The sequence below is a fragment of the Mesorhizobium sp. M1182 genome, assembly GCF_040318335.1.
GTDB lineage: Bacteria > Pseudomonadota > Alphaproteobacteria > Rhizobiales > Rhizobiaceae > Mesorhizobium.
The window spans coordinates 14313-38768 of the sequence record NZ_JAMYMD010000016.1; the positions used below are offsets into that span (position 1 = coordinate 14313).

Below are 24456 nucleotides of genomic sequence, written 5' to 3' on the forward strand. Positions count from 1 at the left end.
TCTTAGGCCCCGCTGCGTCCGATAAAATGCGCGCTATGATAGCGGTATGGCAATCCGGCAGTGGTACTAAGCTGTACGTTTTTTGCTCTAGTCTCGACGGGCTAGTCAGAAGGTTGTAGTCTGTGTCCATGAGCTCGCAGTCGCGCAGGTCGAATTCGAACCCGTCGGGCAGATTGCTAACTCATATTGCGTCTGCATCGGTGTTAGCTGCCACACTGATATTTGAAATAAAATCGTCAGCCTATATTGGGCAAGGCGCAAGTTTTCTGGAATTTATTCCGGCTATTATTATTATCGCTTATCTCGAAGACCGCGTACCTGCGCTCGCTGCGACCATTCTGATGGTTGCTGTCGGGCTGTGGGCACGAGGACACGATCAGATTTCAAGTGGAGACTGGGCACGCGCAATCCTGCTTCTGGTTTCGGGTGGCGTGATTGCCATGACCTTCCATCGTCTGCGGCAGGACTTGCGTGAGTTGCTGGAAGTCGCGGAGGCCAGGCTCGCTGCCGTCGAGGCGACCGAAAGCCGCTATCGTTGGGCCTTCGAACGTGCTGCCATGGGATTCGCGAACACCAACAAGAAAGGTGAGTTGCTGCAGTCCAACAGACGCCTTTGTGAGATGACCGGGTACAGGGAGGAGGAGCTTGCCCAATTACAGCTTGATACGCTCGCCCATCCGAACGACCGGGATACCTTGGCGCAATTGCTGGCGAGGCTGGGCAATGACATTTCTTCGTTCGTTTCGGAGGTGCGTCTGTCACGAAAGGACGGTACGGCATTCTGGGCCAGGCTAACGCTTTCTTCGTCCGTGCCCGAGGGTGGCCTCTCGGAGAGCATCTTCGTGGTGGTCGACGATATTTCGGAACGACGCGCTGTTCACGAAGCGCTTCGGGCCCAGAAGGAATGGCTGGACCTCGCTCTGTCTGCTGGACGCTTGGCCACGTGGCGCATAGACCTTAAAGACGGGATAGTCACGGGCTCGGACACGTTCTGGGACATTCTCGGCCTGGCCCAGGCCAATAGCCGCAGTTTGGAGGAGCTGTCAGCTGTCGTTCATCCGGCGGACTGGCCGAAGCTGGCGGCATCGAGAAAGGCCGCACCATCGGTCACGAATTACGATGTCGAGATACGCGTCCGCCGACCGGACGGACATATCCGCTGGGTTGCGCTGCGCGGAAGGGAGGAAAGACATGATGATGGTGGACAGCGGCTTGGAGTGGCCGCCGACCTGAGCGAGAGACGACAAACCACGCTGCTGCGCGCCGCGGCAAAGAAGCGGGAGCGCATTATGCTCGAACAACGCCACAGGTTCGGCAACGTTTTCGCGGTGATCACTGCGCTCGTGAAAATGGTCGATGCTCCTGGAAACAATGTTGCCAAATACAAGGAAATGCTGATCGACCGGATACGCGCGCTTGAGGCAACCCATCTGCTTCTTTCACGCAACGGCAGCGTATCGGGGACGCTAAACGATCTCGTTGCTCAAGAATTGCAACCATATATGGGAACACGCGCCATATCGGTCGGCGGTCCTTCCGTGACGATGTCGGGAGGCGCCGCCGAGAGTTTTGCGATGATCGTTCACGAGCTTGCCACCAATTCCATGAAGTATGGAGCGCTTGGCGATCCAAAAGGCCGGATCGACGTAAGCTGGACGTTCGCACCTGAAGACACAGGCAGCGAGATCGGGTTCGAGTGGGTGGAATCGGGGCGGCGGCGGACCTCGAGCGTAGTCCGTCATGGCTTCGGTTCCATGATAATCGGAGTGGATGGAGCGCCGCTTGTCGGTCACTCTCCCAGGCTGGAAATATCGGACCAAGGGTTACGGTATTCGCTGCGGCTGTCACGCAAGGAAATCGGATTGTAGTGCAGTGCTCCAATCGGAAAGCAGATATCTAAAGGCGGGTCGCGCTGAGCGGCCTTTGAGATGCGCAGGGTTCCTTCCAAGAATGTCGTCGGCCCAAAGCTGCGCCGCGGCTTTGGGATATGCAGTAAAATGCATGAGGAGTCTTGCGACGCCGTTTGCACGTCCAAAAGGACGCGCGGCGCTCTAGCTGGCATGTCTCGAAAGCCAAGTCTTCAGCATAACGGCAGCCTCGGTCCGATTGCGTACCCCCAATTCACGCAGAACCGCAGCAGCGTGGATTTTCGTGGTCGCCTCCGCGATTTCCAGATCGCGCGCAATTTCCTTGTTTGAATAGCCTTCCGCCATCAGCTTGAGGACTTCCTTTTGCCTCGAAGTCAGCCTGCCAAGGTTGACGCCAGCGGTACGCCTCTGTGGGCCTTTGTCGTCGGAATGGGTATGCGCGTGGGTTGTTTGCGTCGCTCCCGGGCGTGACAGAAGTGCAGGAACATAGATGCGGCCGGAGAGGATTTCATTGACGGCCAAAACAACCTCTTCGTCCGTCTGCGATTTTACGATGTAGCCGTGAAGCCCGATCGACAGAGCTGTGAGTATTTCCGAGCGTGAATCGTTTCCGGAAACGATCGCAAATCGCGTGTCCGGATAGGCAGACAGGATCCCGCCGAGCACTTCTTGATTGAACAGGCCCGGCATATTCAGATCCAGGATCGCAAGATCCACGAACGACTGCTCCGCCAGCAAACTGAGCACCGCGTCGAAACAGGACGCTTCAAAGATCTCCACACCTGGAATGCCTGCGGTCAGTGCCAATCGCAAGCCGCGACGATACAAGCCGTGATCGTCGGCGATGACGATTCGATACATTGAACTACCCCAACGCCTATCTGAATGGATTGAACGGTAATGGCCTGAAAATCGTGGCCATCCACTCGTCGATTCATCCAGCCGACGCTGCGGCACCCCCAACACCGCAAACGCCAGATTTCTAATATAATCTTAAATGACGGGAAACGCTCCTCTTTTTTTGCCCCTTGTGAGCGAAACCCGCCGAACGTCGTCGAACATACGTTCTGACCTTTTGGACAGCTGACAGACCGGCCGGTCGTTCAGCAGTGCTATAGGCCTAAAGATATAGAACAGCAAAACGGCTGAATTGTTACCATTCGAATGCACGACGACATCCACCCTGACGGCCACATACCATCCAGATGCAATGTCCGGATCAGGGGACAGTGGAGTAATCTCACCGGTCTTCTACGGGAAATCTCACCGGTTCTTCTGAGGGGACAAGAACGCGTTTCCCGGGTGCTGACCAGGGCAGGATAGCCGGCCCGTGACGATGGCGTTCAGGCCGAATGAACAAGGGAGGACCAGGATGAAAGCGGTTATTCAATGTGGAGGAATGGGAACACGCCTCCGCCCCTTCACTTCGGTCTTGCCGAAGCCGCTCATGCCGATCGGCGCACGGCCGGTTCTCGAGATGCTTCTGAAATGGTTGCGACGCAACGGCATTCAGGAAGTTTATATTACAACCGGGTATCTCGGCCACTTGATCCGCACCGTGTGTGGAGATGGCTCGCAGTGGAACCTGAAAATTCGATATACGCAGGAGATGGAGCCGCTTGGCACCATCGGGCCACTGTCTTTGATCAGGGATGAACTGACGGAGCCATTCATCGTTCTCAATGGCGATGTCCTCACGGATCTAAGCCTCAGTCGATTTGTAGCAGCGCACCGTAAGCACACCGATCCAGTGACAATCGCAACAGCCTGTCGCCTGATCAAGATGGATTTCGGCGTCATCGACGAAGTCGACAATACCGTGCAGGTCTTTCGCGAGAAGCCGACGCTTTCGCATCTGGTCAGCATGGGAATTTACTGCATGAACCCGGATGTTCTGCAGTTTATCCCATCCGGCATACCCTTTGGGTTCGACGACCTGATGCTGCAGATGATGCAGAACGGCACAACCGTGCACGTGTACAAGCATGAGGGTCTCTGGCTCGATATCGGGCGCGTCGACGATTTTCAGAACGCACAGACCATTTCCTGGGAAGACCAGTCGGCCTCGATCGAGGTCACTGCGACGGCTGCATGATGATGATGAAGTCACGAGCCCGGTTCCCACAGTTATCAGTCTAGGAGGTTGTGATGCTCTTGGTCAGTGCCCCGATCTTGGGTGTGCCGGAGAAGACTGCTTTGACCAGGGTCATCGACAGCGGCTGGCTGACCATGGGGGAGCAGGTACGAGCCTTCGAACAAGCTTTTGCCGACGTTCATGATGCGGAGGATTGCGTCGCGGTCAGTTCTTGCACCGCAGCGCTTCATCTCATTTTGCACGCACTTGGCATCGGACCGGGCGACGAGGTGCTGGTGCCATCCTTGACGTTCGTGGCGACCGCAAATGCGGTCCTCTATGTCGGTGCGACGCCGGTTTTCGTCGACATCGAGTCAGCCGACGTGCCGCTGATGTCGATCGTGGAAGCCGAAGCGAAATGCACGGCCCGCACCAAGGCAATCATTCTCGTTCATTTCGCCGGCTACCTCGCCGATCGGGAACAATGGCAGAGGTTCGCCCGTGCCCGGGGGCTACACATCGTCGAGGACGCCGCGCATGCGCCGGGCTTGAAGGAGGTGGGGACATTTGGTGCCGCGGCCGCCTTCAGCTTCTACGGCAACAAGAACATGACCACGGCGGAAGGCGGGGCTGTGATCGCCAGGGATGCCGGTCTGCTCGAGACAATCCGCCAGGCGCGTGGACATGGGATGACCACCGGGACACGTCAAAGGCTGAACAGCCGCACCCCTCAGTATGATGTCACCATGCTCGGATTCAACTATCGCATGGATGAATTGCGGGCTGCGATCGGACTGGTCCAGCTGCAAAATCTGCAAGAGTGGAATGAGATCAGGCGTATCCTGGTCATGCTGTATCGTCGTCTCATAGCGAAGCATTGCCCAGCCGTGACCATCCCGTTCCACGAGCCGCGGACGTCGGCCTACCACATCATGCCTATCCTTTTGCCACGTTACGCCGACAGGCAAGACGTCATCGACGCACTGCGCGGGCAAGGGATACAAACCACTATCCACTACCCGCCGGTGCACCAGATGACGCTCTATCGTGAGCTCATTCCCGGTACTCACTTACCGCGCACTGAAGATTTCGCCCAGCGCGAACTGACTGTACCGCTGCATCCGCAGATCACCGCACCTTTGGTCGAAACGGTGGTGGTCGCTCTTGCCGCGGCGGTCAATAACTGCGCTCAGACAGGAACGGCCGCATGAATGCCCTGGACCTAGCCATTCACAGGCCTAACGGCTCGAGCGCCGCCCATGGGTCTGCGAGACGAGCAATCGATCTCGTCATTGCTGCAGCCGCGGCGATCGTCTTTGGCCCGCTGATGCTGCTGATTGCCGTGGCGCTGCTGCTGGAAGGCGGTCGGCCCATCTTCTTCACACAGACCCGCGTCGGGGCCGGTGCTCGCCCATTCCGCATGTACAAGTTTCGCAAGTTCAGCGTGCAATGTGATCCCGGTGGCTTGGCTCTGACCATGGCCGATGACAGCCGCATGACGCCGATAGGACGGTTCCTCGCGGTCACCAAGTTCGACGAACTGCCACAGCTTTGGAACGTCTTCAGAGGCGAGATGGCAATCATCGGGCCACGCCCGGAGAGCCTTGCCTTCGCCGATTGTTTTCGCGGGGGCTTCGAAGACATTTTACAATACAAGCCAGGCTTGCTGGGTCCAGCCCAGGTTCTCTTCCGGCATGAAGCCCGTTTCTATCCGCGATCGATGGACCCGCTACTGTTCTATCGCCAGGTTCTGTTTCCTGCCAAAGCCAGGCTCGACCTTTCCTATTATCCGCAGCGCACGATCGGCTCCGATGTTGTGTGGATGGTGCGCGGCTTGCTGGCGGTGCTTGGCGTGGTTTCGCCGTCGCCGATCGGAACTTGAGAGCAGGTGGAAAACCCGCGCTCTCGTGGATTTGCAAAGTCAGTGCCTCACGTCATAGGGGGAACGCTTGGGTCATGGCATACAAGGGCAGGAAAGTTCTGGTTACCGGTGCCGACGGATTCATCGGGTCGCATCTCACCGAAGCACTCGTCCGTAGCGGCGCGGACGTCACTGCGCTGGCTCTCTACAATTCCTTCGACAGCCACGGCTGGCTGGACGATTTGCCGGACACCATTCGAAGCCAGTTGAACCTCATCCGCGGCGATGTTCGTGACAGCGCCTTCCTTAACCGGATCGTGCGTGGCCAGGCGGTCGTGTTTCATCTCGCCGCACTGATAGCTATCCCATATTCGTACGCCGCGGCCCAGTCCTATGTAGAGACGAACATCCTGGGCACGGTCAACGTCCTCGAAGCGGCGCGCCAATGGGATACGGAGCGTGTGGTGCACACCTCGACAAGCGAGGTTTATGGCACCGCGCTGACAATGCCTATCAGCGAATCGCACCCGTTGCAGGGACAGTCACCATATTCGGCATCCAAGATCGGCGCGGACATGATGGCGGAGTCCTACGCCAGATCGTTCGACATCCCTGTGGTTATCATGCGGCCCTTCAATACGTACGGCCCGCGCCAGAGTGAGCGGGCCATAGTACCGACCATTATACGCCAGGCTCTCGACAAGAAATGCCCGGCGATCATGGTGGGAGACACAAGCCCGATCCGCGATCTTACTTTCGTGGAAGACACCGCGGCGGCGTTTTTGACCGCAGGTTCCGCCGAGCTCGAATTTGGCCATGCCTACAATGCCGGAAGCCAGCGCGCCGTGACGATCTCGGACATATTGGATCTGGTGATCGAGTTGAGTGGCTGCAAGAAACCAATCCACCGGGACGAGCGCCGCCTGCGGCCGCAGAATTCCGAGGTGCGTGCCTTGCTGGCCGATTCTTCGCTCCTCGAAAGCAAGACTGGATGGCGTGCCCAGACCAGCCTGCGCGAAGGCCTGGAGCGGACCATCGGATGGTGGCAAGGGCGCCTCAGCGAAGGCCGGGTGCGACACGAGATGGGCTACATGACATGAGCTTTCGCCCGGGAGGATTGGCTCTGTTGATTGCGGCTGCCTTGTCGTTGGATTTGACCGTGGCAGGCAGTCGGCAAAGCAGCGCGTCGAGACAATTTGTTGCGCCAGTGACGATGGACTTGCCCGATTATCTCCAACCCGCGACCGACCCAGCCTTCGGGACAATTTTCATGCGCATTACCAAGCCTGGGGCCCTTGGGAATGGAGTCGTATGCGAGAAAAAATTCTGCAGCCACCGTTATTCCAGCGCCCAGGCCTGGAATTCGGACCAGACTCTCCTCGTCATCACCAACGGCTGCAATGGCATGTGCTTTTTCGACGGGCAGACCTATGTCCCGCTCTTCCGTCGTGCTCGATCGGCTGAATGCGAATGGCATCCGCAAAATGCCGATCTGATGATCTGCGTTCAGGACCGGAAAATTTCGACCTGGGCGCCGCGGACCAATCGCGAAGACGTCCTGTTCGTTTCACCGAATTATCGTGATCTTCAGTTCGGGCCGTCCAAAGGCAATCCCAGCCGTGACGGCGATCGCATAGCAGTGCGCGCAATCCGTGGGGATGGCGCGATGGTTGTATTTGCCTATGATCTCAAGCAGCGCCGGAAATTTCCGGACATCGATCTTGCTCAGCTTGCCGGAACCGTCAGCGCCTGCTCGATCTCCCCGCTCGGTGCGAACATCCTGTGCTTTCAGAATGTGAACGAGGACACAGAGCAGCGGGCTATTTTCTCCGTCGACGGGACGTTGCGGCAGAGGTGGACTGACCATCATCGCCCCGGCCATGGCGATATGACGGTGGATAAAGATGGCAGCGAAGTTTTCGTGGGCATCAGCAAGTCCGACCCTGACAAATATCACGTCATCAAAAGGAGGCTGGCCGACGGAAAGGTCACCTCACTTATGAAGTTTGGCGAAGCCGAGCATGCATCCCTGCGGGCATTGGACAGGCGCGGTTGGGTGTTCGTAAGCTATGGCGGCAAGCCGGAAGAGATATCTGCCAATCCCGACTGGGCGCCATATGCGCGAGAGGTGATCGCGCTTCGCCTCGACGGCAGCGGGGAGGTTCGACGCGTCACGCAAACTCACAACGTCCCGTCCGATTACTGGAGCGAGACCCATGCCTCGCCATCCCCCGACGGCTCACAGGTAATCTGGTCGAGCAACTGGGGCGTGCCTGGCGGGCCGGTCTACGAATTCGTCACCCGTCTCGATTGGCCGGAAGAGCCGCGGTCGAACCAGAAGGAGATTGCCGCCAATGGTCCTCGTTGATCGAATGCTTCTTGTCGTGTTCGGTATGCTGGCTGCCATGAATACGGCTGCTGCAGCGGAACCGCGGGTCGCCTATCGACTTTCTGCCGGCGACACCGTCGAGATTGGAATTGCCTCCATCCCGGAGCGAACGCAACGTGCGGTGGTCCAGATGGACGGCACGATCGCGCTTCCCGAAGTCGGGATGGTTTCGGTGGGGGGCTTAACTCCGGCTGAACTGCAAACGCGCATGCAGACGATCTTGCCGACCAAGATATTCCACCAGCGTCTGCCTGATGGGCGGGAGCAAATGATCGTCATCAAGCCGACAGACGTGACCGCCGTGGTTGCGGAGTACAGGCCGATCTATGTGACCGGCGACGTGCTCACTCCCGGACAGCAGGCCTACCGCCCGCTGATGACCGTGCGGCAGGCGATTGCCGTGTCAGGCGGTTTCAGCCTTTTGCGGTCCCGGGCAAACCAGGTTGGCCCGGATCCGGTGGATCTGCGGCGCGATTACGAGTCGCTTTGGGGGGAATATACGAGAGATTATTTTCATAGCGCCCGCATCCGCGCCGAACTTCAGGACAAACCGACTTTCGACATGCAGCCACCACAAGGATCTCCCTTGCCGGCAAGTTTTGCGTCGGCGATCGCGCAGGCTGAAGCGGAAGGGCTGAAGCTCTCGTTGGACAACTTCCGGCAAGAGCAGGGCTTTCTCGAAAAAAGTGGCAAGGATGCTGCTGCACAAACCGAGACCCTGCTCAAGCGCGAGCAGGCCGAAGCGGATGGAGTGAAGGCGGACGAAGACGAGCTGGCGCGCGTAAGGAAAGCGTTTGAGTCCGGAAATCTAACCAATACCCGGCTTGCCGATGTCCGGCGCGCTTTGGTTCTTTCTTCCAGCCGGGCACTCGAAACGTCGGTTGAGCTTATGAGAGCACGACGTCAGCAGGACGATTTTACCAGACAGCACGAACGCAATGTCAACCAAAGAAGAATGGGTCTGCTGACTGAGTTGAAGGATACCAACGTGCGTCTTGCCGACGTTGGCGCAAGACTTCGCGCCGCCAGCCAGAAGTTGCAGCCCACGGGAGCGGCCGCTCTGCCGTTGCCGGTTGCCGGCGAAACGATCCAGGCCGAGGTCACGATCATTCGCAAGGTCGGCGAAGAATGGCGAAAACAGCTTGCCCAAGAAGACACCGAGGTCATGCCGGGAGACACGATCGAGGTCAGATTCAGCAGCGCTCTCGAAAATGCGGCGACCCGATAGATCGGCTGCGCCCCGATCCAATCGGCCGCCGCACTGTCGGTTGAGTGTGGCAACCGCTTTACTGCCTGAAAGCTCTGGAAAACTGGTCGGTGAGGGGCTTCATCAAGTAGGACCAGACACTGCGCTCGTCGGTTCTTATGTGGACTTCGGCGGGCATGCCCGGTTTGAGGATTTTCTCTCCTGTCAGGCACGTCGCTTCATTCTCGACGTCGATACGCGCCGAAAAAAAGGAAAGCTGGCGTTGCTGATCCTTGATCAGATCCGCTGAGACGCGCTTGACCGAGCCTTCGCAAGCAGGTGTGGTGCCGGCGTCGAACGCTGGAAAGCGGATCGACACCTGCTGTCCGGGATGAATCTCGTCGATACGCGACGGAGGAATGGAAGCGTCGACGACAAGGTTGTCGGAATCGGGCACAATCATCATGAGCACCTCTCCCGCGCCAATCACGCCTCCTACGGTATGGACCGAGGATTCTTGTACTGTGCCCGATTGCGGGGCACGAATGTCTGTCCTGCTGAGTTCGTCTTCGGCCACCACCTTGCGCTCACTGAGCTCGGTCTGCTTGGCTTCCGTTTCGCGAAGTTCGTTGGTCACGTCGCTCCGCATTTGTTCGTCGAGCTGAAGCACCTGCAGGTCCGTTTCACTGATGTGAGCTTGGACCTCTGCTATCGCTGCGACAAGGCGTCCCGATTCGCCGCGAGCCCGGGTCTTGTCCAGGCTGACATTGCTCAACCTCTCCTTGGACACCAACTTCTTTGCGTAGAGAGATTCGACATCCGCAAGGTTCTTGGTCAGCAGATCCAGAGACTCGTCCGTTGCAGACTGCTGCGATTTGAGGCCATCGATCTGACGTTCCAGCTGCTTCGCGCGGCTTTGTAATTGTGCCTTCTGGCCAGCCAGCGCCGCAGCACGGCTTTCAAACAAGGCACGCTCGCCACTGACAAGTGCCGCCACTTGCGGGTCGCCCATTTGAGCGCGAAGGTCGGGCGGGGTCTGCATTTCCGGCAGACCCTGGCGCTCGGCCTCCAGTCGGGCCAGACGAATGGTGGCGCGATTGAGGTCCTCGGTGACTATCTGCAGGTTTGCTCGGGTCAATGTGTTGTCCAGCCTGACCAACACATCGCCGGCCTTCACATGATCGCCGTCCTGAGCGAAGATTCCGCCGATGGTGCCGCCGGTTTGATGCTGGACTTTTTTAATGTTGCTTTCGACCACCACGGTTGCGGGCGCAATCACCGCGCCGGCAATCTTGGTCAATCCCAACCAGAGCCCTCCGCCAAAGATCAACAGCAAGCTGGTTGCCAGGCCCAAGAGCAGATTGGCCCGGATGCCATCCGGCTCTGGCTTCGTCTCCAACGAACGGCCTTCGCCACCGGCTGCGACGTATGACACGGCAACAGCAGAGCGATACCTCGCATATGCCCGGCTGCACCCTTGTGCGGCGGAACGACAATGTGCTGCTAGGCTCCGGACCAGAGTACCCCAGGGTAGATTGGCTCGAATCCCATCCGGTTGCGGCTTCTGCCCGGTCGGCGGGCCTTCGCCGCCAACCGCAGCATATGACGACATGGTCACGTTAGACACTAAGCAATACCTCACGCATGCCCGCTTGCACCGTGCTGCAGCGGAACGACAATGTTTGGCTTGTCCGGGCGCGGGAAGGGCCGGACCACATTTGCCAGAACGTCTTCGCGCGAGCCGAACGAATGGAGCATCCCGTTCGACAGGACGAGTACCTGATCGATGTTGACGAGAGCGGAGGGGCGATGCGCAACGACGATCACGATACCGCCGCGCCGACGCACTGCCAGGATTGCGCCGGCCAAAGCAGCATCACCGTCTGCATCCAGATTGGAATTTGGTTCGTCAAGAACGACGAGGAATGGATCGCCGTAAAGTGCCCTGGCAAGCCCGACGAGCTGCCTCTGCCCAGCCGAAAGGGCCGCGCCGCCTTCTCCGATGCGTGTTTGAAAACCCTGCGGAAGACGCATGATCATCTTGTCCACGCCCGCAGCCTTGGCAGCTGCCAGCACGCCTTTTGCGTCGCTTTTACCGCCGAACCTCGAAATGTTGTCGGCGATCGTCCCGTCGAACAGCTCAACGTCCTGCGGCAGGTAGCCAATATGAATGCCGAGCAGTTCTGAGTTCCACTGATCGAGCGAGGCGCCGTCCAATCTTACCGTGCCACGAAGCGGCTTCCATGCGCCGACCAAAGCGCGCACGAGCGTGGTCTTGCCGGAGCCGCTCGGGCCGACGACCGCCAACCCTGCGCCTCTCGCCAAGCGGAAGCTTACATTGAAGATGGTGGGCTTCTGCAGGCTTGGTGGCGCGACGGTCAATTCCTCGACCGCAAGCTCAGCCTTCGGGCCGGGCAGTTCCATTGGCTCTTGCTGGCTATCAAAAGCATCCAGGGCTGCCGCCAGCTCGGAATAGCTTTTGCGGGTTGCCAGAAACCCTCTCCAGTTTGCGATCGCCACATCGACCGGTGCCAGCGAGCGGCCCAGCAATATGGACGATGCAATGATCACGCCGGGCGAGGCCTCGCCGCCGATCACAAGGTAGGCACCAAGCCCCAGCACACATGATTGCAGGGCCATTCGGAGCGTCTTCGACAGTGAGCTTGCTGCGCCGACGACGTCGGAGAGCCGTTCCTGGTTCTTCAGATAAAGATGACTGACCTCGTTCCAGCGCCGGCTAAGCGGGGCGGAAAGGCCCATCGCCTGAACAACCTCTGCGTTGCGGCGGCCGGAGTCGGCCAGAAGCCGCTGCGCTACGAGTGTCTCAGATGCACGAGCCGCTGGTTTGCGGCCGATGATCTCGGCAACCACCGTCAAAAACACAACGGCACATGCGCCGAGCGTTGCCAGCACGCCAAGCGCGGGGTGCAGCAGATAGATGACCACCATATAAAATGGTATCCAGGGAGCGTCGAACAAGACTGTCGGCCCGAGCCCGGAAAGAAAGCCACGTAGCTGGTCCAGATCACGAAGCGGGTGTACCCGGTTCGCATCCGGCCCGGCGACGAGGGGCAGGGAAAGCGAGGCTGCGAACGCTTTTTGCTGCAGATTTCTATGCAGGCGGCTGCCGATGCGGACCAACAGGCGAAGCCTCACGAAATCGAGGAGCCCATAGGCCGCGTAAAGTCCCAGCATCCCGACTGTAAATCCGATAAGAGTCGGCACGCTCTGCGAAGGCAGCACGCGGTCATAGACCTGGAGCATGTAGACGGAGCCGGTCAAGGCGAGGATATTTATCAATGCCGAGAAAACGCCTACGCCGACGAGGCCGTGCACACAGCCGAACATTGCGGAGCGGAGATCGAGCGAGCGCCCTTTGGTCGACTTCATGATGTGCGCTCGTTGACGCGAAATTGCCGCGCAATCTCGTCGATTCTTTCGATGAGGGACAAACTTTAACCTTCCGGGAAGCAGCAGCCCCGCCCCGCTGCTGAACATTACGAATTGCTTACATACGTGCCTTCTTTGATTAAAATGTAGCAAAATCGTGACGCCAGGCTGAGAATTCGGCAACTGGCTCGCCAGGCTGGGGATAACCGGGTCAGGTAAGGAGATATTCCTAATCATGACACCCGGCAGAAGCTTATGATCATCTTTGTAGCATCAAGGCTTCAAAGCGTCTGGCGACGGATGGGTTTTGATTTTGTCGATCGAGAGTTAAACGGTTTTGAGATACACTTCATCGGTACGTCGGCCACCAACGCCGGCTAAATCGGGGAGGCGAGTGTCGTGAGCGAAGAGATCAATGTTGCCGATGCCTACGGCAGGGGGCGCAGCACCTTCATGGGATTGCAGTTGCTGGTCTCGCCCGGTGCGCTTGTTCCTCGGCCGGAAACGGAACTGCTCGGCAAGGCCGCTCTCGATGTCCTGAGCCAACTGAACCTGCCGGTGCCTCGCGTTGTCGACATGTGCTGTGGGGCGGGCAATCTGGCGTGCGCCATCGCGCACCACGCTCCCACCGCGCGCGTGTGGGCAAGCGATCTTACCGACGGATGCGTGGAGGTCGCGCGCCGCAACGTCACCCATCTTAAAATCGAGGACCGGGTAACGGTGCTTCAGGGCGACTTGTTCAGCGCCTTCTCAGGCTTGGAGCTCGACGGCACTATCGACGTGATCGTTTGCAACCCGCCCTACATTTCGGAAAAACGGCTCGAGGGCGACCGTTCGCATCTGGTCGAGCTCGAGCCGCGTGAAGCATTCGCAGCCGGCCCCTACGGCCTGAGCATCCACATGCGGGTGCTCAAGGAGGCGCCGCGCTATTTGCGGCGCGGAGGCATCCTGCTTTTCGAAGTGGGGCTTGGCCAGGACCGGCAGGTCATGAGTTTGCTCGAGCGTTCCAAGGCCTATGAGAGTATCCGGGCAGTCACCAACCAGGCCGGTGAGGTCAGGGTGGTTGTGGGACATACGAGGGCGCAGGCGTAAGCATCGCAGCCGCGGCAGGTAGACGCGCTGTCGCGGCTAGAAACGGCCGGGAAGCTGAAACAGAGTTGCGCGAGATTTCGGAAATCAGTTTCTCTTGCGTCAGTTTCTCTTGCGCATGACGTATTGCGCAATTCCCTCGATGGAATCGAGATTCTCCGGCAGCAGCTCGCTGTCTTCGACCGTGATGCCGAAGGTCTCCTCGATGAAGCCGATAACCTCGAGCACACCCGTCGAGTCCACGATGCCCTGGTCGAGGAGCGAGGTGTCGCTCTCCAGGCTCTCGGGATCGGCTATATAGAAATTCGAGGCCAGGAAAGCGCGAATTTGTTCGCTGCAGGTATCGGTTCTATCCTTGGTAGATAACATTTATTTCGCCTCCGGTACAAAAGATGAATGCTGATCAACTTCGCCCTGGTACCGACTCATGACAGGGCCGTTTTTTTGAGCTTACCCGTGTCGGTCATCGGCAGACTGGGTACGATGACGATGGACTTCGGAACCATGAAGTTTTCCAGCCGTCTCTGGCACTCTTTCTGCAACTGCTTTTCACCGATCATGCTTCCCTGCTCCATCACGACAAATGCCTTCACTGCTTGCCCGAGCAGTTCGTCCGGAACGCCGATGACCGCGGCTTCCCGTACGCCCGCAATGTTCATCAACACGTTTTCTACCTCCTTCGGCGCTATCTTCTCTCCGCGCGATTTTATGATCTCGTCGCCGCGACCGACGAAGTAGAGGTAGCCCTCGGCGTCCATCCGGCAGTAGTCGCCGGTGTATAGGACCTGCTCACCCGGCAGCGGGCCGGGCTTGAGCTTCCTGGCTGTCGCCTCCGGTTTGCCCCAATAGCCCTTCATCACCGTCGCTCCGCGGATGACGAGCTGACCAACGATGCCGGGGCCGACCCGCCTGTCATGCTCGTCGACAATCCACATTTCCGTATTGGGGATGGCGATCCCGACGCTCGACGGCTTTCGCTCCAGATCCTCCGGCGGCAGGTAGGTGCAGCGCTTGCATTCGGTAAGGCCGTACATCGAATAGATGCGGGCGCCAGAAAACAGCTCTTGCAGCAGGAGAATGTGCTTGAGCGGCAGGGCGGCCGCAGTGTTCGTGACGTAGCGAATACTCGAAAAATCCTGATCCCTGAGAGACCTGAGCTCCCCGAGTGCGGCGAAGATGGTCGGTACGCCGGGAAAACCCGTCACCCTTTCTTGCTTGATCAGCCCAAGGATCTGCGCCGGGAAGGCGAATGAGCGCTCAAGCACCAGCCGGGCGCCCGCGCCGAATGCCATGATCATCTGGTAAAGACCGTAGTCGAAGGCGAGCGGCAGGACATTGAGGATCACCTCGTCTTCGGCAAGCGCCAGGTATGAGGAAATCGAGGCGCACGCGGCGATCATGTTTCGATGCGTCAGCATCACGCCCTTGGGCTCGCCCGTCGAGCCGGACGTATAAATGATCGCAGCGAGATCGATGTCGATGCAGCGGCGCCAGGGCGGCGTGCTGCCGGCTGCCGCGACCGCAGCGTCCCAGCGCACAGCATGCGGCAATTCTTGCAGGTCGCTGTGTTCGATCGGCCCGGAGACGATCATGCGGCGCAACGATGGGCAATTCCGCGCCGGCTCCCTGAAAATCGAGTGCAGGTGTTTGTCGGTGATCAGTGCCGTCGGGCGGCAATCGTTGAGCAGATAATCAAGCTTGTCGCTTTTGGTGAGCGGATTGACGATGCACACCACGGCGTTGGCCTTTAGCACCGCCCAGAACGCAATGACGGCCTCGACAGTGTTGTCGGCGAAGACCACCACGCGATCGCCACGCGCAATTCCGGCATCGGTCAAATGGTGCGCTATGGCGTTCGAACGCATATCGAGATCGCCATAAGTGACGCGTTGATTGCCGCACACCAGGGCCACCTTCTCGCCGAGCCGGCTGGCAGAGTGGGTGAGATAGTCGTGCAGGAGCGGTACGGCGCCATGCATCATGCGAGCACCTCTTCGCGGTGTTCGCGGTCGATATCGATGCTGAGCTTGAGCGTGCGGGCCCCACTTGGACGGCTCGCGATAAATTGCCGATGGAGAAGCTGCGTCGACAGCACTCCGACCAGCGCCATATTGTCGGAGTTGGACAGGTCGCCGCCGCCGGCGCTGGCCTGGCACTTGCTCAAGAGCCGGGTAACCGACTTGGGATCGAAGACGTTCGCTTCGCGCAGCGCCGCCTCCGAAAGTGCTTCGCGAATGTAGGCCGGAGCGCCATCTGCGACAAAGCAAAGCGCGTTGGGAGCCCGGTAAGGCTGCTTCTTGCGGGTGACGATTTCCGACGGCACGATCGGTTGCGCTACGCGCTTCAGCACATGCTTTTCATCGAGCACGCGCAGCTTGTAGGCGGCCGGAAGCGAATTCGCGAGTCTCACGAGTTCATGATCGAGGAACGGGAAGCGCCCCTCGACGGAATGAGCCATCAGCATTCTGTCCCCTTGTGAGGAAAGCAGGTATCCCGACATCAGCGTCTGAATCTCGATATACTGGTCCTGCGCAAGAGAGCCCCATCGCGAAAACTCCGGCGGCAGGCGGGCAAGCAGCTCGGACACGGCGTTATGGCGCTCCGTTTGGGCGCGCATGTCTGCCGAAAACAGCCGCTTGATGGCGCTTGTGGTTCGCCAGCGCGTGCCATGCGCAAAACCAGGCGCGTCACAGGCGTGGATGTCGCGCCCGAAGAACTGGCGTGCCATCGCCTGCTGCTGTACCGGCGAGCGGCTGAGATAGGGATAGAGGCGCTCCAGCAGCCGCGAGCGTCGCGTCGAGGCGGGCTGGCGTCCCCAGAAGCGGCGGACCTTGCCTTCGCGGAACAAATCGTAGCCGGCGAACATTTCGTCGGCCCCTTCGCCGGTCAGCACGACCTTGATGCCATGCTGGCGCACCAGTCTCGAGAGCAGGAACAGCGGCGCCGGCGCGGTCCTGAGGATTGGCCGCTCGGTGTGGTAGATCACCTCAGGGAAGATGCCAGCGATATCGCTGCGCGAAACAACCACCTCATGATGGTCACTGCCGGCCACGCCGGCAACCAGGCGCTGGAAATGCGTCTCATCATACTCGGCGTCGGCAAAACGCAGCGAGAAAGTCTGGAAGCGCTCGCCCGCGAAGCGTCTCCCCAGCGTGGCGACCAGCGAGCTGTCGAGCCCGCCGGACAAATAGCAGCCGACCGGCACGTCGGCGCGTACTATCCTGAGCGCCGTCGCGGCGTCCAGGGCGCTGCGCACTTCCTCCACCGCGTCATCAAGCGAGCCGGTGAATTCATCATCGCCGGGTCCGTCAACCTCTGGATAGTCAGGCTTCCAAAAAGCCCGCTCCCGGACGACGCCGCTGTCATAAATGCGGATATGCCCCGGCGTGAGTTCGCTTACTCCTCCAAACACGCCTTGTGGCGGCGCGACAGTCCAGAGTGTGAAAGTCTGATCGATGCCGGCTGGATCGAAGGCGCGGGGTATATCCGCATCGGCCGCGAAAATGGCCTTCACCTCGCTGGCGAAGTAAAGCCGCCCGCCATGCTCGCAAAAGTGCAGCGGGCAAATGCCGAACCGATCCCGAGACAAGACGAGACGAGCTGCCACGGAGTCCCAGATGGCGACTGCCCACTGCCCATTCATTCGCTCGAAGGCGGCCTCGCCCCACGCATGATAGGCATGGACGATGACCTCGGTGTCGCTGCGTGTGCGGAAGCAATAACCGAGCGCAACCAGATCTTGTCGCAGCTCGACGTAATTGAAGATTTCGCCGTTGAAGACGATCCACATTGTGTCGCCCGCGCCGGCGAGTGGCTGCTGGCCGCTTGCGAGATCGATGACGGACAGGCGGGCATGCGCCAATCCCGCACGTCTGTCCCGGTAAAGGCCGCGTTCGTCCGGGCCGCGATGCGCCAGCGCCCCCGCCATGCGTATCAGCGCATCCCGGGAAGGGGGCGCCGCTGCGGCGCTCAGCGACACAATTCCGGCGATGCCGCACATCGCCTAGCCCTCGCCCATTGAAGAGGACACCAACGGCCGCGCGTGAAGATAACGTGCGGCGCGCCGCTTGCTGTCGATATCCTTGAAAACCTTCTGGACCTGCATCACCGTGAGGCTGGTTGCCTCAGCGACGTCTTCGTCGGCGATCCCATGGTTCAAGCCGTAGAGGCACAGATCCATCAGATAATAAGGAAGCGCGAAGTAGAACTCCTCCTGACTCTGCGCCATCGAGAAGGTGTCCGTGGTGGGCGGTCTGCGCCGGACCTCTTCGTCCACCCCAAGATATTCGGCCAATTGGTAGACCTGGGTCTTGTAGAGGTGGACGATTGGCATCAGGTCGGCAATTCCGTCGCCCTGCTTGACGAAGAAGCCCTGGTCGTACTCCAGGCGGTTCGGCGTGCCCGCTACCGCGTAGTTGAGGCGGTCGGCATGGTAGTATTCGGTCATCTTGCGCAGGCGCTGCTTGTAGTTGGTTGCAGCGACGATCTGCAGATAGGCTGCCGACGGCAGGCGCACTGTGTCGGTCCTGCCCTCGGGGTCCTGAACCGTGAGGCGCGTGATGTTGAGACCGTTGCTCTCGAGAACCGAGGCGAGCACCAGCTTGCATTTCCAGCCGTCCCCATATTCGGGAACGACGGTCTGGATTGCTTCGGTCTGCCGTCTATAGGCGCCGGTCGCTTCCAGGGCCGGCGTTATATCCTCCAGGATCGTTTCGATACCAAGGTGTGCGGCGACAATGCGGCCGAGCCTCAGTGAGTCGCCGGAGGAATGGCGCTCCGGCATGAATATCCCGAGGACCTTGCCTTTCCCAAAGGCGCGAACACACAACGCCGCAACGACGGAGCTGTCGATGCCGCCTGAGAGGCCGACAACCACGCCTCGACGTCGCAGCGTGCCAAGGACCTGCTGGCGCAAGATCTGGACGATGCGATCGACTTCCGCGCCAGCGTCGAGCACCAGGGCGTCTTTGCCGAATGATGAGATCAGGTCGATGGCTTGTACTCCAGTTTGCGAGACTCGATTGGCGAATAGGTTTTCGCCACCGCTTTCTCGATAAGGGGACGATTGGTGGTAAGGTGAGGCTCTACAACCAGATCGATGTGGCTGCCGACGATCGGAATCACGTCCAGATGGGCGAAGACGTTATCCCAGCCGATTGCCAGAGGCATTCCGGGTCGAGCACAGCGGAACAGGGTGCCTGTGATCGGCAGAGCCGGCTTTGGCTCGGCCACCCACTGGAAGAAGGCTTGCGCGCGCAAAACCTCTTGCAGTTCTAGTTTGGTTCTAAAGCTCGTCGCGTTGAACTGTCCTTGAGCGAAGCGGTCGAGAAACTGGACCAGTTGTGCCTCGCGCTTCATTGCCACGGCAACTTTCGCGAGGGCGCGGCAAGCCATCCGGTAAGCGGACACGCGGTTGGTTCGGATTCGATTGACTGTGCGCGTAAACGTCTCCCAGCGGGCGCTTCGCTCCCCGACGAGGCTGGTGTCGAGGATGCCGAGGAACTTTACGGTTCGCCCCGCTGCCAGCAGCCGCGCCGCAACTTCGAAGGCAACAGCGCCGCCGAGCGAATGGCCGAGAAGTCGTACATGGCCCGAGGGTTGGGCGCGGCGGATCTGGTCGACGGCGGCGTCGGCCATATCGGCGAGGCTGTCTTGTCCGCGCAGTATCATAGCCAGGGCCGGATACCTGATCGGGGCAACACGGGTCACCTTGCCCATCGCTGCTGCAAAGGCAGCAAGGCTCGGGCCATAGCCGACGGACCCGGGGAACAGAAAAAGAATGGGAGGGTCGTGCTTCTGGGCGCGCGCGCTTTGATCGCCTGCCTGGGCGGACACGACCGCCTTGATCATTTGCTCCAGGCTCATCCCGACGGTGAAGGCCTCAAGGCCGAGTTCCTGCCCGATGGCGCTTTCGATTTCCATGACGCAGTGCAGCAGCTTTAGCGAATCTCCTCCGGCGTCATCCCAGCGTCCTGCCGCTACGCGCGTATTGAGAATGCTGGTCCATGCCCGCTGGACGACCTGCTGCGCGGTCAGCTTGCCTTGCGGCTCGAGCGGACGCGCGGTCGCCGCTGTCTCTCTGGCTGAAAGATCCATCTCTGCAAGTGTCGTGATGTCGACTTTGCCGCTCGGCAGACGCGGAATCTCGGCGATCGTGTGCAACCGCAAGGGACGCAGCGGCGGCGGCAGATTGGTCCTGACAAGCTGGCGAAGCTCGTCCGAAAAGGTCGCTTCGGCCGAGCGCCGAGGAATAGCAAAGGCGACAAGCTCATTCGCGGCCGTGACGATTGCCACGGCATCCGCGACAGAGGGTGCACAACGCAGCACCCGTTCGAGTTCGGCTGGCTCGACGCGTCGACCGTTGATTTTTACCTGGCGCCCCTTGCGACCGACGATGTGCAGTAGGCCTTGATCATCAAGTCGAACGAGGTCACCTGTCGCGAAAATCCGAAGGCCTGGATCGTGCGGGTCTGATGTTGCCGGCACAACCGCCCCCTCCTCCCAATGGCCAAGCAGGACATACGGGCTCCTGGTCAGAAGCTCTCCGCTGCGGCCCGGTTGAACGCGGCGGCCCGCTTCGTCGACAATTGCGAAGGCGATTCCAGGCAGCAGCCAGCCAACTGGAACCGAATCTCCATGCTCTGGCCAGTCTCGCGGCAGGAACCATTGCGAGCCGGTGGTCTCGGTTGACGAATAACCGATCTGGATAAGGCACGTATCGGAGACGGCCTTGCGCAGCAGGGCGATGTCGGTCCAGGGCACCTTCTCGCCACCGATCCGGGCGACTCTGAGTGAATGGAACGCTTCTGCAGGTCCGTCTGCCATAAGCGCGCGAAGCAGTGCCGGCACCAGATAGGTGATTGTCACGTCTTCGGATCGCACCAGGCGTTGAACGGCGCGCAAGCCGACCGCTTCGACTTCGACCAGATGCAAGGTGGCGCCGGTGAGAAGAGCAGCAAGAATCTCCCGGCACCCGGCGATTGTGGCCGGTCCGGTCAATGGCAGGAAAACGTCATCCGAGTTGATGTGGCACGCATCGACATATTGCTGGACCCGGCACAGCAAGCTGCGCTGGCTGTTAACGATGCCTTTGGGCCGGCCCGTACTCCCTGACGTATAAAGCACGATGGCGGGCGCATCGACCGAGACGGAATAAGAACGAGGCACTTGCCCAGCCTGCGAGGCCGCACTGGTCGACACATCGATCCAATTGACCAGGTGAGGCAAACCATCGGGTCGGACATTGCCCTCGCCCAGGACAGCCGAGAGCCGCGCCCCGGCCACGATTTCAAGGATACGCGAGCTAGGATCTCGCGCGTTGAGTGGCACCGAAGGCCGCCCAGCCGTCATGCTTGCCAGCATGGCAATGGGATACCAGGCCGAGTTGGCCTGAAGAATCCCTATCGCCTGTCCGTCTGGGACGGCCGCCGCGATCTGGTGGGACAGCGTCTCGACTGACCGGAGGAGCTGGGAATAGGTCAGACGATTGGCGCCGTCGCTGATTGCAAGCTTGTCGGGGTACTGGCGGACGACATTTCTCAGGTGATCGAAGGCCGCAATGTTGGTAAAATCGACGCCCAATCTTTGAAATGGGCGCAGTACGGGACCACCCTGATCCAGTGCGTATTGTGGGACACTTGACCAATTATCCGAGGTCGTTGTCTGACAATCCACCGCTAGATCCTGATCCGCGACTTCTGATCCCAAATATGCCGAAGACATGAGTTGCCTACGCTAAGATTAGGGTCACTTATCGCCCCCCGCCCCAATCTTTTCATCGATCATTCTGATGATGCCCCGATCTTCGCTCAATGACGCTTGGTTAGTCACTTCGCCTGTTTCGCAAGCCGCCGGCAGAGCCAATCATGCCGGGCTCGCTGGCTGTTGTGGTGCGCATGACACGGACACATGCCAAGGCGGGCTCGAAGACCAAGGTGGGGTCGAAGATGGAATTGCCGCTATTCAGGCATATTGCCTATTCGGTGGTTCTTCCGGACGATACCGCCGATGTTTCGGTGTCGGAATAGCTGCCGGGGACGAAACAATAGGCATAGATCTGTCCCCGATTTTCGTCGGTCACGCGGATCCAATCCTTTTCCCACGTTCGGAAGGTAATACGCCCGCCCGTCATCATAGCTGCGGCTCTGAACGGACTCGGCGCGTTGACAACGCGCACCGAGATAACATCGTCGCCGTCCATACGCTCGACGAGATACGTCTGCATGAAAGCCTCCCCATGCCCCGCTAGATCACCCGCACTTTAACGCCGGCTAATGAATTCGGTTGCAACTGCTTGGCGAAACTTTGGGTCCGATACTTTCCGTACCCACCGGCAACTTGGTCCTCCGTATCCGTCAGGTTTTTCAGCGACGGGATGCCAGTTCAGGGGATGGCAGGCTGATTGCGGCCATGCCGGCGACATGCCAATCTGCGCCGCAACGTTAGGCCTTCGCCTCCGCGGGCAATGGAAAAGGCGCTCGAATGGGCTCCTTTATGCTGTCCGTGATCTGGCATTCTGCCCGTGATTTGGCCTCATCGGACGACCCTGCAGGCCTTTGCGAGACATCCACATAGCGTGGCGTCGCCATCACCGAGGCATAGCAATGTGCGTCGGCGGAGAAATGGGACGGTTCGAGGTTTTCTGAACCTGCCTCACGACGACTGCGTCGTGTCGACGATCCGTTGGAACAGATGGCCTGGTGCTGGAACGTCAATCGTATTTGGCCAGGAAGCGCCCGACGGCGCTGAGGCAGTCGTGCTTTTCCTCCACATGCGGCATGTGGCTGGAATTCGGGAAGACCAGGCCTTCAACGCACGGGATAAGATCCAGAAAGGGCTGGACGCAGGCCTCGGTCGCTTCGTCGTAGAAGCCGCGGAAAACCAGGGTCGGCGCCTCGATCCGATGCAGGCGGTCAACGATGGTCCAGTTCCGCATCGTGCCGATGACGTGGAACTCATTCGGACCGTTCATGGTGTGATAGACGGTCGGATCTTCCTCGATTGCCGCAAATGTCCGGGCGACCTCTGGCGGCATCGGAACGACGCGACAGACATGACGGTCGTAGAAAGCCTTCGTCGCCGCAACATATTCGGGCTGATCGGTGGTTCCCGCCGCTTCGTGCCGGTCGAGCGCACTTTGCACATCGGCTGGCAACTCGGCGCGCAATTGCCGGGCTCCTTCCACCCACAGCGCCATCGAGGCCAGCGAATTGGCCAGGATCAATGCCTTCAGCCCCTCAGGGCGGCGCACGGCGTGCTCGGCCGAGAGTATGCCGCCCCAGGACTGGCCGAGCAGGGCATAATGGCCGGCAATGCTGAGATGGGCGAGCAACGCATCGAGTTCGCCCAGGAAGAAATCGACGGTCCAGAAGTCGCCGCCCTTGTCCGGCAGATGGGTCGATTTGCCGTTGCCGATCTGATCGTAGTGGATGACGGCTCGCCCGGTTCCGGCAAGCTCCTTGAATGAGTCCACATAGTCGTGGGTGCAGCCCGGTCCACCATGAGCGACGACCAGGGGCACCTTGCCCGACCCGATGTCCCCGGTCACACGGTACCAGGTGCGATAGCCCTTGTAGTCGCTAAATCCTTCGGTGATCGCATGTGCCGTCACAGTCCAAGCTCCGCATCATGGCGCGGCAGGAGCCACTTTGGTGCACCCCTCCCAAGCCTTGTTTGCGGCCGACGGTACTAAGCGGCCCAGCGCATTTACAGCTAGCACTATTTATAGGTTCGCCGGTTATGGGTTCGCCCGAGGCAAGGCCGATCGCCCGCAGGTCGCGAGCCTCAATGCTCCGGTTCGAGCAGCCGGTAATGGGCGGCGAGCGCGATGGCATGGAAGCGGTTGCGCGCGCCAAGCTTTCGCGTCGCCGCGTTGAGGTGCAGCGTTGCGGTAGGCACCGCGCGGCCAATCTCACGCGCAACCTGCTTGGCCGTCAGTCCGGCAGCGGCCAGGCGCAGGCACTGACGTTCGCGCGACGTCAGATGGACATGTTGGCAGGTGCGGATTCCGGCGTCGAAACCGGCGTAGGCGGAGTCATGCAGCAGATGACCCAGATCTCCGATCTCGGCGATCAAGGGTCTGGCTTCGAGCTCGAACCCGGCCTCCGGATCGGCACGGATCGCAGTGAAGGTGGCGAGATCGCCGCCGGCAAGGCGAATGGGTACGGTGACGCCGCAGGTCATCCTGGTGTCAAGCAAATAGCTGACCACAGGATCGTGCTTGGACTGGAGCACGCGCTGCATGACGGTGCTCTGAACGCCGCTGTGCGACCAGAGAAACGGTCTCGATACGGTGAGCGCGGCCTCCTGCACCGGGTCAAGCTGATAATATCCGCCCTTGCACCAGAGATCCTGCATGTCGCGCGGCACGTTGCGCAGAGCCATCAACGAGGGCGTGATAAGCTCGCCCTTGTGACTGACCGGCACGGGCGTATAGTCGTAGATGAATGCGGTGAAACCGATAGGCTCCAGCACCTCCGTTGCCACCGCCATGGCAGCGTCGATGCTCATTCCGGTTTGGAACCGGCTCTCTAGATCGCCTGGAAGGCTTTGCATCGGGCAAGCTTACCCGCTGATGATTGCTTGTCAAATAGCCATGTC

At 59.8% G+C, this 24456-nt stretch carries 19 protein-coding genes; 8 read left to right on the forward strand and 11 right to left on the reverse strand.

Translation table 11 applies throughout. The features are described 5' to 3' along the window. The first annotated feature begins 128 nt into the window (after nt 1-128). On the forward strand, nt 129-1868 hold the full coding sequence (locus NKH33_RS19305; protein ID WP_352472467.1) for a PAS domain S-box protein: 1740 nt from the start codon (nt 129-131) through the stop codon (nt 1866-1868). Between the two features lie 183 nt (nt 1869-2051). Here the strand turns inward: NKH33_RS19305 and NKH33_RS19310 are convergent, their stop codons facing one another. Next, nucleotides 2052-2729 carry a LuxR C-terminal-related transcriptional regulator gene (locus tag NKH33_RS19310; RefSeq protein WP_023675618.1) on the reverse strand — a complete coding sequence of 226 codons (678 nt, stop codon included), beginning with the start codon at nt 2727-2729 and terminating at the stop codon, nt 2052-2054. 511 nt (nt 2730-3240) lie between these two features. Here NKH33_RS19310 and NKH33_RS19315 point away from each other — a divergent pair. From NKH33_RS19315 to NKH33_RS19340, 6 genes are all read left to right on the forward strand, one after another. After that, a complete protein-coding gene (locus tag NKH33_RS19315) occupies nt 3241-3963 on the forward strand; it encodes a nucleotidyltransferase family protein (protein ID WP_023675619.1) in 723 nt (240 codons plus the stop codon). Between the two features lie 53 nt (nt 3964-4016). Beyond that, nucleotides 4017-5153 carry a DegT/DnrJ/EryC1/StrS family aminotransferase gene (locus NKH33_RS19320; RefSeq protein WP_352472522.1) on the forward strand — a complete coding sequence of 379 codons (1137 nt, stop codon included), beginning with the start codon at nt 4017-4019 and terminating at the stop codon, nt 5151-5153. Further along, entirely contained in the window at nt 5150-5824 is a 675-nt protein-coding gene (locus tag NKH33_RS19325) for a sugar transferase (RefSeq protein ID WP_352817195.1), read from the forward strand. The genes NKH33_RS19320 and NKH33_RS19325 overlap by 4 nt, the downstream gene beginning before the upstream one ends. Nucleotides 5825-5898: 74 nt before the next feature. Further along, nucleotides 5899-6903 (forward strand): SDR family NAD(P)-dependent oxidoreductase, encoded by a 1005-nt coding sequence (locus tag NKH33_RS19330; RefSeq protein ID WP_352472469.1) that lies wholly within the window; start codon nt 5899-5901, stop codon nt 6901-6903. Then, entirely contained in the window at nt 6900-8171 is a 1272-nt protein-coding gene (locus tag NKH33_RS19335; RefSeq protein ID WP_352472470.1) for a hypothetical protein, read from the forward strand. Before NKH33_RS19330 ends, NKH33_RS19335 begins: the two co-directional genes overlap by 4 nt. Continuing rightward, nucleotides 8158-9420 (forward strand): polysaccharide biosynthesis/export family protein, encoded by a 1263-nt coding sequence (locus NKH33_RS19340; protein WP_352541721.1) that lies wholly within the window; start codon nt 8158-8160, stop codon nt 9418-9420. Before NKH33_RS19335 ends, NKH33_RS19340 begins: the two co-directional genes overlap by 14 nt. Nucleotides 9421-9478: 58 nt before the next feature. Here NKH33_RS19340 and NKH33_RS19345 read toward each other — a convergent pair whose 3' ends face one another. After that, nucleotides 9479-10777 (reverse strand): HlyD family type I secretion periplasmic adaptor subunit, encoded by a 1299-nt coding sequence (locus NKH33_RS19345; RefSeq protein WP_352472472.1) that lies wholly within the window; start codon nt 10775-10777, stop codon nt 9479-9481. Nucleotides 10778-11016: 239 nt separating this feature from the next. Then, on the reverse strand, nt 11017-12768 hold the full coding sequence (locus tag NKH33_RS19350) for a type I secretion system permease/ATPase (protein ID WP_352472473.1): 1752 nt from the start codon (nt 12766-12768) through the stop codon (nt 11017-11019). 399 nt (nt 12769-13167) lie between these two features. Between NKH33_RS19350 and NKH33_RS19355 the strand changes: the two genes are divergently transcribed. Further along, on the forward strand, nt 13168-13860 hold the full coding sequence (locus tag NKH33_RS19355; protein WP_352472474.1) for a N5-glutamine methyltransferase family protein: 693 nt from the start codon (nt 13168-13170) through the stop codon (nt 13858-13860). Nucleotides 13861-13959: 99 nt separating this feature from the next. Here NKH33_RS19355 and NKH33_RS19360 read toward each other — a convergent pair whose 3' ends face one another. The 8 genes from NKH33_RS19360 to NKH33_RS19395 all read right to left on the reverse strand — a co-directional run bounded on the left by NKH33_RS19360 (nt 13960) and on the right by NKH33_RS19395 (nt 24366). Next, a complete protein-coding gene (locus tag NKH33_RS19360; RefSeq protein ID WP_023675628.1) occupies nt 13960-14226 on the reverse strand; it encodes an acyl carrier protein in 267 nt (88 codons plus the stop codon). 56 nt (nt 14227-14282) lie between these two features. After that, complete coding sequence (locus NKH33_RS19365; protein ID WP_352835880.1) at nt 14283-15839, reverse strand: class I adenylate-forming enzyme family protein; 1557 nt, start codon at nt 15837-15839, stop codon at nt 14283-14285. Further along, nucleotides 15836-17857 carry an asparagine synthase (glutamine-hydrolyzing) gene (asnB, locus tag NKH33_RS19370; RefSeq protein ID WP_352835877.1) on the reverse strand — a complete coding sequence of 674 codons (2022 nt, stop codon included), beginning with the start codon at nt 17855-17857 and terminating at the stop codon, nt 15836-15838. The genes NKH33_RS19365 and asnB overlap by 4 nt, the downstream gene beginning before the upstream one ends. Nucleotides 17858-17860: 3 nt before the next feature. Then, nucleotides 17861-18844, reverse strand: coding sequence for an NAD(+) synthase (nadE, locus tag NKH33_RS19375; protein WP_352472523.1), 984 nt, complete (start codon nt 18842-18844; stop codon nt 17861-17863). After that, nucleotides 18841-21579 carry an AMP-binding protein gene (locus tag NKH33_RS19380; protein WP_502896435.1) on the reverse strand — a complete coding sequence of 913 codons (2739 nt, stop codon included), beginning with the start codon at nt 21577-21579 and terminating at the stop codon, nt 18841-18843. Before NKH33_RS19380 ends, nadE begins: the two co-directional genes overlap by 4 nt. 253 nt (nt 21580-21832) lie before the next feature. Beyond that, nucleotides 21833-22081: a hypothetical protein gene (locus tag NKH33_RS19385; protein WP_352472478.1), complete on the reverse strand. Its 249-nt coding sequence runs from the start codon at nt 22079-22081 to the stop codon at nt 21833-21835. A gap of 486 nt (nt 22082-22567) precedes the next feature. Further along, nucleotides 22568-23467 carry a proline iminopeptidase-family hydrolase gene (locus tag NKH33_RS19390; RefSeq protein ID WP_352472479.1) on the reverse strand — a complete coding sequence of 300 codons (900 nt, stop codon included), beginning with the start codon at nt 23465-23467 and terminating at the stop codon, nt 22568-22570. Between the two features lie 173 nt (nt 23468-23640). Then, a complete protein-coding gene (locus NKH33_RS19395; protein WP_245274646.1) occupies nt 23641-24366 on the reverse strand; it encodes a LuxR family transcriptional regulator in 726 nt (241 codons plus the stop codon). Nucleotides 24367-24456: the final 90 nt, after the last annotated feature.

What these genes read in the sequence shown, in the direction of transcription:
- NKH33_RS19380 (WP_502896435.1), bottom strand. Translation starts at nt 21,579, where the DNA reads ATGTCTTCGGCATATTTGGGATCAGAAGTCGCGGATCAGGATCTAGCG.
- NKH33_RS19395 (WP_245274646.1), bottom strand. Translation starts at nt 24,366, where the DNA reads ATGAGCATCGACGCTGCCATGGCGGTGGCAACGGAGGTGCTGGAGCCT.
- NKH33_RS19385 (WP_352472478.1), bottom strand. Translation starts at nt 22,081, where the DNA reads ATGCAGACGTATCTCGTCGAGCGTATGGACGGCGACGATGTTATCTCG.
- NKH33_RS19335 (WP_352472470.1), top strand. Translation starts at nt 6,900, where the DNA reads ATGAGCTTTCGCCCGGGAGGATTGGCTCTGTTGATTGCGGCTGCCTTG.
- NKH33_RS19360 (WP_023675628.1), bottom strand. Translation starts at nt 14,226, where the DNA reads ATGTTATCTACCAAGGATAGAACCGATACCTGCAGCGAACAAATTCGC.
- NKH33_RS19365 (WP_352835880.1), bottom strand. Translation starts at nt 15,839, where the DNA reads ATGATGCATGGCGCCGTACCGCTCCTGCACGACTATCTCACCCACTCT.
- NKH33_RS19350 (WP_352472473.1), bottom strand. Translation starts at nt 12,768, where the DNA reads ATGAAGTCGACCAAAGGGCGCTCGCTCGATCTCCGCTCCGCAATGTTC.
- NKH33_RS19315 (WP_023675619.1), top strand. Translation starts at nt 3,241, where the DNA reads ATGAAAGCGGTTATTCAATGTGGAGGAATGGGAACACGCCTCCGCCCC.
- NKH33_RS19330 (WP_352472469.1), top strand. Translation starts at nt 5,899, where the DNA reads ATGGCATACAAGGGCAGGAAAGTTCTGGTTACCGGTGCCGACGGATTC.
- NKH33_RS19310 (WP_023675618.1), bottom strand. Translation starts at nt 2,729, where the DNA reads ATGTATCGAATCGTCATCGCCGACGATCACGGCTTGTATCGTCGCGGC.
- NKH33_RS19340 (WP_352541721.1), top strand. Translation starts at nt 8,158, where the DNA reads ATGGTCCTCGTTGATCGAATGCTTCTTGTCGTGTTCGGTATGCTGGCT.
- asnB (WP_352835877.1), bottom strand. Translation starts at nt 17,857, where the DNA reads ATGTGCGGCATCGCCGGAATTGTGTCGCTGAGCGCCGCAGCGGCGCCC.
- NKH33_RS19320 (WP_352472522.1), top strand. Translation starts at nt 4,017, where the DNA reads ATGCTCTTGGTCAGTGCCCCGATCTTGGGTGTGCCGGAGAAGACTGCT.
- NKH33_RS19325 (WP_352817195.1), top strand. Translation starts at nt 5,150, where the DNA reads ATGAATGCCCTGGACCTAGCCATTCACAGGCCTAACGGCTCGAGCGCC.
- NKH33_RS19305 (WP_352472467.1), top strand. Translation starts at nt 129, where the DNA reads ATGAGCTCGCAGTCGCGCAGGTCGAATTCGAACCCGTCGGGCAGATTG.